This window comes from Methylosinus sporium (genome assembly GCF_003113265.1).
Classification (GTDB): domain Bacteria; phylum Pseudomonadota; class Alphaproteobacteria; order Rhizobiales; family Beijerinckiaceae; genus Methylosinus; species Methylosinus sporium.
Genome location: NZ_PUIV01000013.1, coordinates 37,160 through 52,188 on the forward strand (window position 1 = coordinate 37,160; position 15,029 = coordinate 52,188).

Here is a 15,029-nt window from a genome sequence, read left to right on the forward strand (position 1 = left end):
GGCCGCTCAGGCGAGCGCCGAAATTCCCGAATAGAGCGTGTAGAGCCCGACGAGGGAGATCAGCGCGCTCGAGAGATAGGGCGCCTTGGCGGCGATCTCCTCGAAGCCGGACCAGCGGCTCGAGGCGTGACGCACGCCGAGCGCGGCGGCGACGCCGACAGCGACCATTGTGATGGCGAGGCCGATGCTGAAACACAGCACCAGCGCCGCGCCGAGCGTCAGCTGGCCGAGCTGCAGGCAGAGCAGCAGCACGGTGATCGACGCCGGGCAAGGGATGAGCCCGCCGGTGAGGCCGAACAGCACGATCTGGCCCGTCGTCACATGGCGGGAGGAAAAGCGCCGCTTTATATCCTCCGCATGGGCGCGCTCATGCGCATCCATCGTCTCCTCGTCGAGGAGGAGCGACGCGCTCTGCGCGTCGGCGGCGTCATACCCGTGAGGATGCGCATGATCGTGGTCATGCGGATGACGATGATCGTGAGCGGAGCCATGGGCGTGATCGTGCGGCTCTCGCGGCCGATGGTCGCGCCAGATGCGCCATGTCATCCACGAGGCGACGGCGAGGATCAACACGCCGGAGGCGATCTCGAGATAAGGCTCATTGGCCTCTTCGTTCCAACGCGAGCCGAAATAGAGGCCGGCGAGCGCCACCACCCAGACGATCGCCGTGTGGGAGAGCGTCGCCGAGAGGCCGAGCAGAACGGCCTGGCCGACGGTGCCGCGCACGGCGACGATGAAAGCCGCCATCATCGTCTTGGAGTGGCCGGGCTCGAGACCGTGCAGCGCGCCGAGCGCGACCGCCGTCGGCGCGAACAGCCAGGCGTTGGCCGCGCCGTCCCGAAACAACTCCGCGATATTCGCCATGCGCCCTCAATTCTCCGCCCGAGGCATATACTGATTTTCCGCCCGCCCGTTAAGGCCCCCGCCGCGACGACGGGCCTTTTCCCGCGGTAGGATGAATAGAGAACGGCCGTTTCCACCATATCTAATGGAGCGGCCTCCCCTTGACCGGCTCGCTCGGAGAGCCGAAACTCGCCGCATCGAGCTCGAAAACCTCACGGTTTCATGGTCATGGATCGCCTTCTCGTATCGAGCGCATCCGCCCGGGAGGCGGCGCGGCGCGCCACGCGCAACACGCGCGGCGAGGGCCCGCGCATCCGTCTGGGAACCGATCGCGCCGGAATGAGCGCCGCCGCGCGCTGCGAGAGCGTGACCATCGGCGCCGTCGCGCGGCCGACGCGGCGCATTCGCTCCATCGTCTTCGACACCGCCGTCGGCGATCTTCACAAGCAAAATATCATGCTGCGCGGCTATGAGCTGCATGGCGCCGCTTTCGTCGAACTGAGCTGGGCGCGGCCGGCCGCCTCCGGCGCGCGCGGCTCGATCGAATTGCGCGTGCCGACGCTCCGCACAGTGCTAGGTCTCTCCGAGCCGCTGCGGCGCTCCATCGCCGAACGGCCGCTGGAGGCGCGCAGCGTCGCCGAAACCGAGCGGCGCGAGCGCCTGCTCGAACGGGCCGCAACGCGCATCTCCGTCTGTTTCGACGACGGCTTTGTCGAAGCCGGCGGTCGCCGCTCGAATTTTCACGAGATCGAGCTGCAACTCCTCGAGGGGGCGGAAGAAGAGCTCTGGAACGTCGCCGCCGAGCTCGCGCCGCGCGCCAATGCGCGCGTCCTGCCGATGAGCGAGGCCGAGTTGGCGCTGGCCCGCGCGACCGGCGCCGACCCCGCCCCGGTCAAGGCGCGCCGGCCGAAGCTCGCGCCCGACGCCTCGCTCGACGAGGCGATCGTCGCCTTCCTATCGGCCTGTCTCGATCAATTCGTCGCCAATTGGCCGGCGCTGCAATATCGCGCGCCGGAGGAGGCCATCCATCAGATGCGCGTGGCGCTGCGACGCCTGCGCGCCGGCGTCTCCATGTTGCGGCGCGGCGTCGCCAGCGAGGCGCTGGAGACCGCCTCCACGCGCGCCAAGGACATATCGGCGACGCTCGGAGAGGCGCGCAATCTCGACGTGCTGCTCGACATGCTCGTCACCGGCCCGCTCGCCCAGGCCAATGGCGAGCCGAGCTTCTATGCGCTGCTCGATGCGGCGGAGCGAAAGCGCATAGAGGCGCATTCCGCTGTCGCGGCGCTCGTCGCGGCGCCGCAGACGACGCAATTCGTCATCGCTCTTCGCGGCGCGCTCGCCGCGAGGAATTGGCGCGCGCCGCCCGGCGCCGATGGGCGCGCGGCCTTCGATCCGAGCGCGCCCGGCTCGGCGAAGGATTTCGCCATGCGCTCGCTCGATCGCCTGCACCGCCGCGCGCTGAAAGCGAGCCGCGACCTCGCTTCGCTGACGCCCGACCAGCGCCACGACGCGCGCATCGCCTTCAAGAAAGCGCGATATGCCGCCGAATTCTTCGAATCCCTCTTCGACGCGCATACGAAAGCGCGCCGCTATCTGCGACAAACGTCGGCGCTGCAGGACAGGCTCGGCGCCTATAATGATCTCGCCGTCGCGGCCGAGCTGTTGCGCGGCCTCGGCGAGAGCGAGGCCGATCTCGCGCCGGCGAGCGCCTTCGCCGTGGGCTGGTGCGCCCATGCGCGCGAAGGCGGCGCGGTCGACTGGAAAAAGACCGAGAAGTCATTGAAGCAGCTCGAGACATTTTGGCGCTGACCGCATTCGCGCGGAACCATGAGACGCCCCGAGCGTTGACCGGACGGGGAGCGTTACGGTCTCTCGAAAATGAACAAAATGACGCCTCGCTGGCGCGATCCCTTCCGAACTACGCGTCCGCCGCCTCTCAAAATCGCGCAGATCGCGCCATTGATCGAAAGCGTTCCCCCCCGCCTCTATGGCGGAACGGAGCGCATCGTCTCCTTTCTCACCGAAGAGCTGGTGGCGCAGGGGCATGAGGTCACGCTCTTTGCGAGCGGCGGCTCGGTCACTTCGGCGCGACATGTCTGCTGCAGCGATCTGCCGCTGCGCCAAAAGCGCGCGGGCGATCCGACGCCGAGCTATCTCTTGATGCTCGACCGCGTGCGGCGCATGGCGTCGCAATTCGACATATTGCATTTTCACGTCGATCTGCTGCATTTCCCGTTGTTTCGCGACATTGCGGCGCATACGCTGACGACGCTGCACGGGCGCCAGGACCTTCCAGATATCGAGCGATTCTACGCTGGCTTTCCCGAAATGCCGCTGGTCTCCATCTCGGATTCGCAGCGCGAACCGGTCCCGCACGCCAATTTCATCGGCACGGTGATGAACGCCCTGCCGCTCGATCTTCTCGCGCCGACGCTTCGTCCCAAGGGCGATTATCTCGCCTTTCTCGGCCGCGTCTCGCCGGAGAAAGGCCTCGATCACGCGATCGCCATCGCCAGAGCGGTCGGCCTGCCGCTCAAGATCGCAGCCAAGGTCGATACGCCGGACGAATCTTATTTTCATGCGACAATCGAGCCGTTGCTCGCGCTTCCGAACATCGAATTCGTCGGCGAGATCGACGATCGGCGCAAGAGCGATTTTCTCGGCGATGCGCGCGCGCTGCTGTTTCCGATCGAATGGCCCGAGCCCTTCGGCCTCGTCATGATCGAGGCCATGGCTTGCGGCACGCCCGTTCTCGCCTTTCGTCGCGGCTCCGCGCCGGAGATCGTCGAGGAGGGAGTGAGCGGTGCTCTCGTCGACAATGTCGAGGAGGCGATCGCGTGTCTCGACCACGTGCTCGCGCTCGACCGCGGCAAGGTTCGGCGATGCTTCGAGATGCGCTTTTCCGCCGCGCGCATGGCGAAGGAATATGTGGCGATCTATCGCCGCCTGCTGCGCGCGCCGGCGCCGGCCGAGCTGCGCGCTCATCCCATTATGCTTCCGCCGACCTATTTCAGGAGGCATGTCGAGGACCAGATCGAACCGGACAACTCCTATCCCACGCTCTAGTCCGAGCGCGCCGCCCGACGCGGGCGACGACGCGCCGCAGACGCATGAGCTGCAATTCTACATTCCGGCGACCGGCCCGCCGTCGCGGCCGCGCCGCACGCTCAAGCACGACGACACATTCGCCGTCTTCGACAGCCATGGCGACATCGGCGCGACAGCGGGCGGGCCGGACGGCCTGTTCGATCACGACACGCGCTATCTCTCGCATCTCGAGCTCTTGATCGAAGGGGCGCAGCCCTTGCTGCTCGACTCCGCCATACGCGACGACAATCTGAGCTTCTATGTCGATCTCACCAATCCCGACATCTTCCGCGACGACAAGATCGCGCTGCTGAAAGACTCCGTCTATGTCTCGCGCACCCTTTACCTCAAAGACGGCTCGCTGCGCGAGCGGCTCGAGGTCTCCAATCAGAGCGCCGAGGAGGTTCGCCTCAATCTGTCGATCGGCTTCGGCAATGATTTCGCCGATATTTTCGAGGTGCGCGGCGTCCGCCGCGCGCAGCGAGGGCGCGCCTGGGCGCAGCTTCTGGCGCCCGGCGCCGTAGCGCTCTATTACCGCGGCCTCGACGGCGCGCTGCGCGAGACGGCGCTCTCCTTCGAGCCCGATCCTTCGCTGCTCGTCGACAGCATCGCCACCTATTCGCTGCGGCTCGCGCCGCGCCAGGCGCAGACGATCTTCCTCACCGCCGCAAGCCGCGGGCGCCTGCCGAAATCGACGCAATCCTTCTTCAACGGCTTGACCGGACTGCATCGCGAACTGAAGACCGCCACCGGCCAGAGCGCGCGCGTCGAGACCGCCGATCCGACGCTGAATCAGATTCTGTGGCGCTCGACAGCCGATGTGCGAATGCTGCTCACCAAGACGCCGGAGGGCTGCTATCCTTACGCCGGCATTCCCTGGTATTCGACCACATTCGGACGCGACGGCGTCATCACGGCGCTGCAGATGCTGTGGTTCGATCCGTCGATCGCGGTCGGCGTGCTGAGGCGGCTCGCCGCGCATCAGGCGACGAGTTTCGACGCGCGCTCGGACGCCGAGCCGGGCAAGATTTTGCACGAGATGCGCGACGGCGAAATGGCGGCGCTCGGCGAAGTGCCTTTCGGCCTCTATTACGGATCGGTGGATTCGACGCCGCTGTTCGTCGTTCTCGCCGGCTATTATGCGCGCCGCACCGGAGACTATGCGCTCGTCCGCGAATTATGGCCGGCGATCGAGCGCGCACTCGCCTGGATCGACGGGCCGGGCGATCCGGACGGCGACGGCTTCATCGAATATGCGCGCCATACGGATCAAGGCCTGCGCAATCAGGGCTGGAAGGATTCACATGATTCCGTCTTCCACGCCGACGGACGCCTCGCCGAAGGGCCGATCGCGCTGGTCGAGGCGCAGGCCTATGTCTACGCCGCGCGGCGCCTCGCCGCCCATTGCGCGCGCGAGCTCGGCCTCGACGCGCGCGCCGACGAATTGGCGGGCGCCGCGGAGACTCTGCGCGCGCGTTTCGAGGAGGCCTTCTGGTGCGAGGAGATCGGGACTTATGCGCTGGCGCTGGACGGCGAGAAAAGGCAATGCAAAGTGCGCACGAGCAATGCGGGACATGCGCTCTATGCGGGCATAGCGCGGCCCGATCGTGCGCAGAGCGTCGCCGACGGCCTGCTCGATTCCGCATTCTTCTCGGGATGGGGCGTGCGCACGGTGGCGCGCGGCGAGAGCCGCTATAATCCCATGTCCTATCACAATGGCTCCATATGGCCGCATGACAATGCGCTCATCGCGCATGGCTTCGGCCGCTATGGCTTCAAGGAGGGAGTCGCGGCGATATTCGATTCGCTGATCCGCGCCGCGAGCTATATGGAGGCGCGGCGCATTCCAGAGCTCTATTGCGGCTTTCGGCGCCGACGCGGCCGCGGCCCGACGCTCTATCCCGCCGCCTGCTCGCCGCAGGCCTGGGCGGCGAGCGCGCCCTTTCTCTTCATTCAGACGATGCTCGGCCTCGAATTCGACCACAAGGCGAGACAGATCCGTTTCGTCAATCCGACCGTGCCGCTCTCGGCGGGCGAGATCGTCATCCGCGATCTCTCGCTCGGCGAGGCGCGTGTCGACGTCGCGCTGCGGCAGGACGCACGCTCGGCCATTTCGCTGCATGTGCTGCGCACGATCGGCGACGTTCAAGTGTCGCTCGTCTTCGACCCGGATGTGCGCGAGCATCCGCTCACGGCGAAAGTGTGAGAGCAGCCGCAGCGCTCGCGGCAGTGCGGAACCATTCGTCGGACGCCGCGTTGCTTCGAAACGAAACAGGAGGAACAGACAATGGCGAGCGCCAACCCCGACTTCAATCTCGTCTCCAGCGAAGACGTCGAAGGCACGACCGTTTTCGATCGGCTCGGCAATGAGCTGGGCGAAATCGATCATCTGATGATCGACAAGGTCTCGGGCCGCGTTCGTTACGCCGTGATGAGCTTCGGCGGTTTCTTGGGCCTCGGCCACAGCCATTATCCGCTGCCGTGGAATTCGCTCTCCTACGACAATGAGCGCGAAGGCTATATCGCAGACATCATCGAGCAGCAGCTTCAGGACGCGCCGGAATTCAGCGACGACAGCTGGAGCGATCGCGATTGGGAGAAACGCGTGCACGAGCATTATCATGCGCGTCCCTATTGGGACGAGCCGCAGCCGTCGCAATGGACGGACGAGCAGCAACCGCGCCCGCGCGGCTGAGGCTCCGCGCTTCGGCTCGCGCGAGGATCGACAGGCTTCGCCGCTATGCGCTAGAAATTTCAGATCGTCGATTCGCGCTGCGCTTTTTCTCGACTCGTTTTTTCGAATGGAGATTTTCTCGTGACTCTTCGACGCTTCGCGGCGCGCGGCCTCGTCGCCGCGCTTCTCATCGCGCCATCGGCCTCCGCTTTCGCGCAAGCCGACGGCTTCTTCGTTCCCGATCTCACCGGGCCTGTGCCGGGAGCGGTTCCGGCGCTGACGCCGGGCGTCCTCACCGCTGCGCCCTATTCGTACTATTACCGCTATCCGGCGCCCTATCCTTATGTCTACGCCCGCAACGGCTGTCTGGTGAATGCGGGCGTCTACGACAATTGGGGCGCCTTTCTCGGCTATCAGAGACTGCGCGTCGCCTGCTGATCGGCGACGCGCTTGTCGAGCAGGACCTGATTGGCGTCCAGCGAAAACTCCTTCCACGCCGCCGCAATGTCGAGCAGCGTGACCTGGAGATAATCCTTGGACGGCTTGTGCTCCTCCGGGAAATTGGAGAGCGCGCAAGAGGTGCGGTTATAGTCGATGACGCCGTCGAGCAGTTCCTGAATGAAGCCGTCGAAGGCCTTTTGCGCCAGCGGCGTCAGATCGGAGCGGCCCTTGTCGACGGAGACGACGGAGTGATCGAAGGGCAGGCCCTCGAGCACGGCGAGCGCCTCCTTCAGCACCGCCTCCATGGCGCCGAGCATGGCGCGCTGGGTGATCTGCTCTTTCTGGCCGTTGGAGAGGCCGAAATTCAGCCGCTGGCGATAGCTGGCGAAAGTCGGCGCGCGCTTGGCGTTCACCCATTCGCGGAAACGCGCCATGCTGGCTTCGTTGAGCGCCTCGCCCGTGGCGCCTTCGCCGGAAATCATCGTCGACGTCTCCTTCTGATCGAGAAGGCGCAGCCTTATGCGCTCGGCCGCGACCAGCGCGCCTTCGAGATAGCCGCCGCCCTCGCGCGCGGTCTCCGCGCCGCCGAGATAGAGCTTGCCGTCCCAAAAGGCCTGCCGCAGCAGCGGATCGCCATAGTCGGGATGTTCGGACGGCGGGGTGAGATCGATCGTCGCGCAGGTGAAGGGCTCGCGCGCCCAATCCTGAATATGCTGCTCGCCGCCCGCCTCGAGCGGCTTGCCGAACAATTGGACGAACTGGCTATCGATCAGCATCGCCATGCCGCCGCCGAAGGCTTCCCGCAGCTCCGGCGAGAAGGCGAAGAAGCCGCCGATCGCCGCACGCTCGCCGGCGGCGTCGCAGGCGTCGAAAATCTCGCCGAGAACAGCCTGCTCATGGGTGGCGAAAGCGTTGCCGGAATGGCCCTCCGCACGCCAGGCGGGCGCGCCGGAAAAGCCTACCACCGCCTTGGCCTGCGCCGCCATCCAGGTCGGCGCGCTGCGCATGGCGTTGCGGCTCAGCGCGTCGAGCTCCGGCTGAAAGGCGAGATGCTCGGCGAGCAGGCGCGGCGGAAGCGCGAGCACGGCCCGCTCGGCGGTCACGGTCTCGGTCTCGCCCTCGGTCTCGAAGGTCAGCTCCACATGATCGCCGCGATCGGCGATGGCGCGCAGCACGGAAGAAAGATGGATCGCCTCCGCCGGAACCGCCGCCGTCAGCGCCTCGATCAGCGAGGCCATGCCGCCCTCCAGCCGACGCGCGCCGGAATGGAGATTGGGCGTCATGCGCGTCTCGGGCTTTTTGTCGCCGAAGGCGAGCAGCAGCGCCGTGCCCGGATCATATTGCGGAAAATCCGTGAGGCCGAGCTCCTTCACCAACGAGGTAATGGTCGGCTGCGTGTCCGGCCAGAACCAGGTCGGACCCAAATCGACACGCATCCCCGAGGATTGGTCCTCGACCGACAAGACGCGACCGCCGAGCCGCGGACGCGCTTCATAGAGCGCAAAGCTCACCCCTGCCCCGGCGAGGCCGCGCGCCAGCGCCAAGCCGCAGGCCCCGCCCCCGACAATCACAACGTCCAGCATATTTCAGCTCCTGAGCCGTCTGGCCTTTTGCGGCAAAGCGACGCAAAGGGCGTGCCGCGGCTTTTGTCGCTTTTGCGCCCTATCCGGGCTGGCGCCTCGCGTGCAATAGCGGCATGGCCTCCGATGGAGAGACCGCAGTGACGCAAGACCGCAACCGCCTCGGCGAGGAGACGAGCCCCTATCTCCTCCAGCACAAGGACAATCCCGTCCATTGGCGGGCCTGGTCCGCCGAGACGCTGGCGCTCGCCAAGGCGCAGGGCAAGCCGATCCTGCTCTCCAGCGGCTACGCCGCCTGCCATTGGTGCCATGTGATGGCCGCCGAGAGCTTCGAGAGCGAGGCGATCGCCGCGCTGATGAACGAGAATTTCGTCAATGTGAAGGTCGATCGCGAGGAGCGGCCGGACATAGACCATCTCTATCAGCAGGCGCTGCAGCTCACCGGACGGCGCGGCGGCTGGCCGCTCACAATGTTCCTGACGCCGGACGGAGAGCCCTTTTGGGGCGGCACCTATTTTCCGCCGGAGCCGCGCTATGGAATGCCCGGCTTCGCCGATATTCTGAAAGCGATCTCCGAGCTCTGGCGCGAGAAGCCCGAGGTGGTGACGCGCAATGTGACGGCGATCGGCGACGGCCTGAACCGCCTCGCCGAGGCCGCGCCGGCGGAGCCGATCTCGCCCGATCTCGTGGAGACGATCGCCGAAAAGCTCGACGGCTACATCGATCGCGCCAATGGCGGCGTCGGCGGCGCGCCGAAATTCCCGCAGGCGGCGAGCCTCGAATTTCTCTGGCGCGCATGGAAGCGCACGGGCCGCGCCTCTTATCGCGAGGCCGTGCTGACGACGCTGGATCACATTTGCCAGGGCGGCATTTATGATCACCTCGCCGGCGGCTTCGCGCGCTATTCGACCGACGAGCGCTGGCTCGTCCCGCATTTCGAGAAAATGCTCTATGACAACGCCCAGCTCGTCGATCTGCTGACGCTCGTCTGGCAAGACGAGAAGAAGCCGCTCTACGCCGCGCGCATAGAGGAGACAATCGACTGGGCGCTGCGCGAGATGCGTCTCGCAGAAGGCGTCTTCGCCAGCAGCCTCGACGCCGACAGCGAGCATGAGGAAGGCAAATTCTATGTCTGGACGGCGGCGGAAGCAGACGCCGTTCTCGGCGCGCGCGCCGCGGCCTTCCGCGCCGTCTACGACATAGAGGATAGCGGCAATTGGGAAGGAAAATCCATTCCCAATCGCCTGCATTCGATGGAGCTGCTGTCCACGGAAGAAGAAGCCGCGCTCGCTCTGGATCGCGCAAAGCTTTTGGCGGCCCGCGCGGCGCGCGTGCGGCCGGGCCGCGACGACAAGGCGCTCGCCGATTGGAACGGGCTGATGATCGCCGCCATAGCCAGCGCCGCGCAGGTCTTCGAGCGCCGCGACTGGCTCGAAGCGGCGACCGCGGCCTTCGATTTCATCGCCGCGAAAATGACGAGCGCCGATGGAAGACTGCTGCACTCCTATGGCGCCGGCCGCGCGAAACATATGGCGGTGCTCGACGATTACGCCGATCTCACGCGCGCCGCTCTCGCGCTCCATGAGGCGACGGGCGAAGCGCGCTTTCTCGAGCGCGGACGCGATTGGATCGAGATCGTCGAGACGCATTATCGCGACGCCAGCGCCGGCGGCTATTTCTTCACCGCCGACGACGCCGAAGCGCTGATCCGCCGCTCGAAAATCGCCGAGGATGCGCCATTGCCTTCCGGAAATGGGACGATGGCTCATGTTCTGGCGCAGCTCTATCATCTCACCGGCGACGATCGCTATCGCGTCCGCGCCGACGCCACGCTCGCGGCTTTCGCCAGCGCCGTGCGGCGCGGAATGCTCGGCTATTCCACTCTGCTGAACGGCGCCGAGAGCTTGCGCGACGGATTGCAGATCGTCGTCATCGGCGCGCGCGAGGCGAGCGACACGGCCGCGCTGCTGCGCGTCGTTCATGGTGCAAGCCTGCCGGGCCGCACGCTCGCCATTGTCGCGCCGGGAGCCGAGCCGCCGCCGGCGCATCCGGCCGCCGGCAAGACGCAGATCAATGGCGGAGCCACGGCCTATGTCTGCCGCGGCGCGACCTGCTCGCTGCCCATCGTCGAAGCTGCGGAGCTGGAGAAAACGCTACGCGCCCGGCGCTGAAGGCGTCTTCCAGGCGAGCGCCGCCGCATAGCCCGGCGGAGCCGCGAGACGCGCGACGCGAAGATCGCCCCAATCCGCTTCGGCATGATGGAGCTCGTAGAAATCGCCCTGCCCCGGCTGCACAGAGAATGCCTGGAGCTTTTCTGCGATGCCGAGGCCGACCGCCTTCAACGTCGCCTCCTTGGCCACCCATCGCTCGAAAAATCCGGCGGCGTCGATTCCCTCGCCCTCTTCACGCGTCAAGGCGACAGCCGCGAGCCCTGGGATATCCGCGGTGACGTCGATGCGCTCGATATCGACGCCGACGTCCCAATGTTTCGAAAGCGCGATGAGCGCGAATTCGCCGGAATGCGAGACATTGAAGAAGACGCCCGCGCCAACGAGCTCGAGCTTGCCATAATGTCCGGCGTCGAAGCGCAGCGCCGCAGGCGCTACGCGGAGCCTCTCGCCGATGAGACGCCGCAGAGAGGCGCGCGTCGCGATCATGCGCAGCCGATCTTCATGCCGCAGGAAGCGCAACGCCCGTTCGCGCTCCTCCGCGCTCAGCGCATCCCAATCCGCCTCGGACCAGGGCGCGGAGAGATCGAAATCGAGACGCATGATCTCGATCCGCCCTTCGCTCACCGCGGGAGCCCATAAATGAGCTCGTGAATGCGCCCCTGAATGCGTCACGCGCCCTTCCTATCGCTGCGCCTCCGCGACCGGCGCGGCGAGCGTCTCGATCGCTTTCTCGAAAGCCGATGCGCTGGCGCTGCGCAACGGACAATAGGGAATGCCATGGCTCTCGCACAGGCTCTTCACCGCGCCGACAGCGCGATGGCTGACGCAATCGACGGGGAAGAACACGGCGTCGGCGCGCCGCACCAGCTCGCTCAGCATGGCGCGACTATCCTCCATGCCGCCGTCATGATGAATGAGCGAGCCATTGCGTTGCTCCACGAATCGCTGCAGCCGACAGACCGTGCGCGGCCGCCCGCCGACATAGAGCAGGCAACGGCCGCACAGATCCGTCTCGCCCTCGCGCTCCTCGTCGGCGATCGGCGCCGCCGCCACAGCGATCTCCGAAGCGAGCGGCGGCGCCGGAGAGCGCGGCGCCGGCGGCGCAATGGAACGCGTCTCTTTCACCTTCAGCCGCTCGTAGCGACGCTCGAGACGTTCGTGATCTTCGCGCAGATCGGCGTGAGCGCGGCGGAGCGCGGCGAGCTCGCGCAGCATCTCGTCGCTTCTCTCCTCCGCGCGCAATGCGTCGATTTCCCGTCGCAGGCTCTCGCATTCGGCGGCGAGCGCGCGCGCCTCGCGAAGTTCCGCGCCGAGCCGGGCGATCTCGTCGCGCAGCACGGTCAGCTCGTCATTGCGCTCGGCGATGACACTGGCGAGACGCCGCGCGATCTCGGCCTTCTCGCGTCGCGCTTCGGCCACCTCGCGGGCGTCGCCGCGATGCGCGGCGCCGCTCAAATGCGACATCATGTGAATATCGCCGAAAATGCGCGTCTCCACGCCGGGCGTGAGCCGCGGATGGCCGATCAGCGCCCAATAGGCGCCCGGAACGAAGCCATTGTCGATCGCGCTCTCCCAATAGGCGAGCAACGCTTCCTCGCCGTCGAGCGCCTTGGCCTTGCGGATCGCGCCCTCGTATCGCGCATCGAGATGCTTCTGCACCGCGCGCGAGACGATATTCTCGTCATGCATCTTCTCGACGAAGAGGCCATGCACCTGATAATCATTGAATCGCGTTTCATCGCCGAGAAAGCCGGTGCGCCGCGCGATCTTGCGCAATTCCACGATCGTCAGGCATGTGCCGACGATCGAGCAGTGCGACGCGCCGACGATCTCCCATATGCGACGGCGCGCGCCGGCGTCGCGACGCGCGAGGGGGGCGAGCTCGAAGCCCTCGCTCGCCATGGCGGATTTCAGCACGCTCAATGAGACGAGAGGCCGCCGCTCGCTCATGGCGCCGCCTCCGCCGCCGCGTCGCGAGCCACATTGATCTGCTCGAGCACGGAATCGAATCCTTCGAACTCGGGATGGCCGACATAGAGCGGCTTGTTCTTGCCGGCGTCCTTGTGCGAATCGCGAAACTGCTGCGACGTCGTCCAGGCGAGAAAGCTCGCCTTGGTCTCCCACATCGTATGCGAGGCGTAGAGCGTGTGATCCTCGCGCTCCGGCCCGCGCAGCAAATGGAAGGAGACGAAGCCCTCCATCTCCTCGAGGCGCGTGCGGCGCGACGACCATATCTGCTCGAAAGCCTTTTCTTCTCCTTTGACCACCTTGAAGCGATTCATCGCGATGAACATGTCGAGCCCCTTTTCGTCGGCCGCGCGGCGGCCCGGATTGGTCGCCATGGTGGCGCGGCGTCGCGTCGCGATCAAGCCCCGCCGGCGCCCGCGTCGCTGAAAGACTTCCAAAAACCTCCTCTCTGCAAGCTTTCCAGCCAAAGCTCCATGATCTCGCCCGAAACGCCGCGATGATCGACATGGACAGAACGGGAGAAAAGGAGCGGCCATGTGCGACATCGAAGGAGAAAAACGGAAAATCGACGCGCTGCTGGAGCGGGCGGCGCGCGCCGCGCCGGCGAGCGCGCGCGCCGACGAGAGCGCTCTCGCGGACTTCTGTCTCGCCGCCGCGAGCGAATTTTATGCGACCGAATGTCCGGACGAATGCCTGCGCCGACGCTGCGAGGATTTCGCGGCGCGCGTCATGCGTCGCGAAGCGCTGGAAACGGCGCGCGCGACGCCGATGCGACGAGGCGGTATCGCTCAGGCGAAAGCCTGAGCGATATCGGCGACGAGATCGTCCGGATGCTCTATGCCGATCGACATGCGCACCAGCGCAGGCGTGATACCGATCTCGCGTCGCGCCGTCTCGGCGAGTCCCGAATGCACAGTGGTGGCGGGATGGCAGACGAGCGATTCCGTGCCGCCGAGACTGACCGCGAGCTTGAATATCTGTAGTCTGTTCAAGAAGGCGAAGGCTTCCGTCTCGCCGCCCTCGACGTCGAAAGAGAAGGTGGAGCCCGCAGAGCTCGACTGCCGCTGCATGAGCGCCCGCGCCGGATGGTCCGGCGGCAGCAGCGGCGGATAATGCACGCGCGCGACTTTTGGATGCGCGCAGAGATAGTCGGCGACGATCGCCGCATTGCTCGCAGCGCGGCGCATCCGCAGCGACAATGTCTCCAGCGAGCGCGCCAGCATCCAGCAGGAATGCGGATCGAGCTGCGTGCCGATGGCGTTGCGCATGGCGCGGATGGGCGCGAGCGCCGCATGGGCTCCGATGACCGCGCCGCCGATGAGATCGCTGTGGCCGCCGACATATTTGGTGAGCGAGTAGAGCGAGAGATCGGCGCCATGCTCGAGCGGCGATTGAAACACCGGGCCGAGCAATGTGTTGTCGCAGCACAGGATCGGGCAACGCCCCTGGCGCGCGCCGATCTCACGCGCGATCCGCGCCACCATGGCGATGTCGACGAGACTGTTCATCGGATTGGACGGCGTCTCGACGAAGACGACGGCGACGTTGCCCATGGCCATCGCGCGCTCGGCGGCGTCGCGCACGACGTCTTCGTTCAATCCGTCCACGAAGCCGACGCTTCTCATGTCGAAAGGCGCGAGCGTGCGGCCGATCAGCACTTCCGTTCCGCCATAGAGCGGACGGCTGTGCAATATCACGTCGCCGGGCCGCGCGTGCGCGAGGATCGTGGTGACGATCGCCGACATGCCGGATGAGAACACCAGCCCCGCTTCGGCGTTCTCATGCACGGCGAGACGATCTTCGAGAATCTCGAGATTGGGATGATTGAAGCGCGAATAGACGAGTCCCGGCGGCTCGTTGCGCGCCGGCGCGCTGCGCCCGGCGATATAGTCGAAATAATCGCGCCCTTCTTCCGCCGTGCGAAAAGCGAATGTCGAGGTGAGAAACACCGGAGGCTTCACCGAGCCTTCGGAGAGAGCGGGATCGTAGCCATAGCCGAGCATCAATGTCTCGGCATGGAGACGATGCTCGCCGATGCGTGTCTTGTGATAGCGTTCGCTGCTCATGATCTGTCCCTCTCATCGACCCGGCGCGCATGAAATGCTTTCCATCGCGAATATGATTTCACGTCGCGCGCATGGTTCCGGCAGTCGTCCACACAAATGAATACGTAGCTTTTTTCGCTAAGGTCGCATGTGCGTCACAGTCACAGAAATTCGACGACATTTTGCGCCGTTGCGGTTCACCGTCGTTGACCGAATC

General features: G+C 65.8%; 13 protein-coding genes. 7 read left to right on the top strand and 6 right to left on the bottom strand.

The genetic code is table 11. The annotated features are described in order from the left end of the window. Positions 1 to 6 precede the first annotated feature (6 nt). Positions 7 to 864 (bottom strand): nickel/cobalt efflux transporter, encoded by an 858-nt coding sequence (locus C5689_RS10225; protein WP_108917178.1) that lies wholly within the window; start codon positions 862 to 864, stop codon positions 7 to 9. Between the two features lie 207 nt (positions 865 to 1,071). Here C5689_RS10225 and C5689_RS10230 point away from each other — a divergent pair, with 207 nt between their 5' ends. From C5689_RS10230 to C5689_RS10250, 5 genes are all read left to right on the top strand, one after another. Next, positions 1,072 to 2,655, top strand: a complete 1,584-nt coding sequence (locus tag C5689_RS10230) for a CYTH and CHAD domain-containing protein (RefSeq protein WP_108917223.1) — start codon at positions 1,072 to 1,074, stop codon at positions 2,653 to 2,655. Between the two features lie 78 nt (positions 2,656 to 2,733). Beyond that, positions 2,734 to 3,912: a glycosyltransferase family 4 protein gene (locus C5689_RS10235; protein WP_167398710.1), complete on the top strand. Its 1,179-nt coding sequence runs from the start codon at positions 2,734 to 2,736 to the stop codon at positions 3,910 to 3,912. Then, on the top strand, positions 3,866 to 6,139 hold the full coding sequence (locus C5689_RS10240; RefSeq protein ID WP_108917180.1) for an amylo-alpha-1,6-glucosidase: 2,274 nt from the start codon (positions 3,866 to 3,868) through the stop codon (positions 6,137 to 6,139). The genes C5689_RS10235 and C5689_RS10240 overlap by 47 nt, the downstream gene beginning before the upstream one ends. A gap of 81 nt (positions 6,140 to 6,220) precedes the next feature. After that, complete coding sequence (locus C5689_RS10245; protein ID WP_108917181.1) at positions 6,221 to 6,628, top strand: PRC-barrel domain-containing protein; 408 nt, start codon at positions 6,221 to 6,223, stop codon at positions 6,626 to 6,628. A gap of 120 nt (positions 6,629 to 6,748) precedes the next feature. Then, positions 6,749 to 7,045, top strand: coding sequence for a hypothetical protein (locus tag C5689_RS10250; RefSeq protein ID WP_108917182.1), 297 nt, complete (start codon positions 6,749 to 6,751; stop codon positions 7,043 to 7,045). Here C5689_RS10250 and C5689_RS10255 read toward each other — a convergent pair. Further along, positions 7,021 to 8,631: a flavin monoamine oxidase family protein gene (locus tag C5689_RS10255; protein WP_108917183.1), complete on the bottom strand. Its 1,611-nt coding sequence runs from the start codon at positions 8,629 to 8,631 to the stop codon at positions 7,021 to 7,023. The genes C5689_RS10250 and C5689_RS10255 overlap by 25 nt on opposite strands. 137 nt (positions 8,632 to 8,768) lie before the next feature. Between C5689_RS10255 and C5689_RS10260 the strand changes: the two genes are divergently transcribed. Further along, complete coding sequence (locus C5689_RS10260; RefSeq protein WP_244594662.1) at positions 8,769 to 10,799, top strand: thioredoxin domain-containing protein; 2,031 nt, start codon at positions 8,769 to 8,771, stop codon at positions 10,797 to 10,799. On the opposite strand, the gene C5689_RS10265 is transcribed toward C5689_RS10260, so the two are convergent. The 3 genes from C5689_RS10265 to hmuQ all read right to left on the bottom strand — a co-directional run bounded on the left by C5689_RS10265 (position 10,782) and on the right by hmuQ (position 13,093). Continuing rightward, entirely contained in the window at positions 10,782 to 11,399 is a 618-nt protein-coding gene (locus C5689_RS10265; protein WP_108917224.1) for a 4'-phosphopantetheinyl transferase family protein, read from the bottom strand. The two genes, C5689_RS10260 and C5689_RS10265, sit on opposite strands and share 18 nt — an antisense overlap. An 81-nt stretch (positions 11,400 to 11,480) precedes the next feature. Then, positions 11,481 to 12,749, bottom strand: coding sequence for a DUF2325 domain-containing protein (locus tag C5689_RS10270; RefSeq protein ID WP_108917185.1), 1,269 nt, complete (start codon positions 12,747 to 12,749; stop codon positions 11,481 to 11,483). After that, a complete protein-coding gene (gene hmuQ, locus C5689_RS10275; RefSeq protein ID WP_108917225.1) occupies positions 12,746 to 13,093 on the bottom strand; it encodes a heme-degrading protein HmuQ in 348 nt (115 codons plus the stop codon). The genes C5689_RS10270 and hmuQ overlap by 4 nt, the downstream gene beginning before the upstream one ends. Positions 13,094 to 13,301: 208 nt before the next feature. On the opposite strand from hmuQ, the gene C5689_RS10280 reads away from it, so the two are divergent. Then, positions 13,302 to 13,571 carry a hypothetical protein gene (locus C5689_RS10280; protein ID WP_108917186.1) on the top strand — a complete coding sequence of 90 codons (270 nt, stop codon included), beginning with the start codon at positions 13,302 to 13,304 and terminating at the stop codon, positions 13,569 to 13,571. Here C5689_RS10280 and C5689_RS10285 read toward each other — a convergent pair. After that, positions 13,556 to 14,833: a cystathionine gamma-synthase family protein gene (locus C5689_RS10285; RefSeq protein ID WP_108917187.1), complete on the bottom strand. Its 1,278-nt coding sequence runs from the start codon at positions 14,831 to 14,833 to the stop codon at positions 13,556 to 13,558. The genes C5689_RS10280 and C5689_RS10285 overlap by 16 nt on opposite strands. Between the last annotated feature and the right edge of the window lie 196 nt (positions 14,834 to 15,029).

What these genes read in the sequence shown, in the direction of transcription:
- C5689_RS10225 (WP_108917178.1), bottom strand. Translation starts at nt 864, where the DNA reads ATGGCGAATATCGCGGAGTTGTTTCGGGACGGCGCGGCCAACGCCTGG.
- C5689_RS10230 (WP_108917223.1), top strand. Translation starts at nt 1,072, where the DNA reads ATGGATCGCCTTCTCGTATCGAGCGCATCCGCCCGGGAGGCGGCGCGG.
- C5689_RS10235 (WP_167398710.1), top strand. Translation starts at nt 2,734, where the DNA reads ATGACGCCTCGCTGGCGCGATCCCTTCCGAACTACGCGTCCGCCGCCT.
- C5689_RS10240 (WP_108917180.1), top strand. Translation starts at nt 3,866, where the DNA reads ATGTCGAGGACCAGATCGAACCGGACAACTCCTATCCCACGCTCTAGT.
- C5689_RS10245 (WP_108917181.1), top strand. Translation starts at nt 6,221, where the DNA reads ATGGCGAGCGCCAACCCCGACTTCAATCTCGTCTCCAGCGAAGACGTC.
- C5689_RS10255 (WP_108917183.1), bottom strand. Translation starts at nt 8,631, where the DNA reads ATGCTGGACGTTGTGATTGTCGGGGGCGGGGCCTGCGGCTTGGCGCTG.
- C5689_RS10265 (WP_108917224.1), bottom strand. Translation starts at nt 11,399, where the DNA reads ATGCGTCTCGATTTCGATCTCTCCGCGCCCTGGTCCGAGGCGGATTGG.
- C5689_RS10270 (WP_108917185.1), bottom strand. Translation starts at nt 12,749, where the DNA reads ATGAGCGAGCGGCGGCCTCTCGTCTCATTGAGCGTGCTGAAATCCGCC.
- hmuQ (WP_108917225.1), bottom strand. Translation starts at nt 13,093, where the DNA reads ATGTTCATCGCGATGAATCGCTTCAAGGTGGTCAAAGGAGAAGAAAAG.
- C5689_RS10280 (WP_108917186.1), top strand. Translation starts at nt 13,302, where the DNA reads ATGTGCGACATCGAAGGAGAAAAACGGAAAATCGACGCGCTGCTGGAG.
- C5689_RS10285 (WP_108917187.1), bottom strand. Translation starts at nt 14,833, where the DNA reads ATGAGCAGCGAACGCTATCACAAGACACGCATCGGCGAGCATCGTCTC.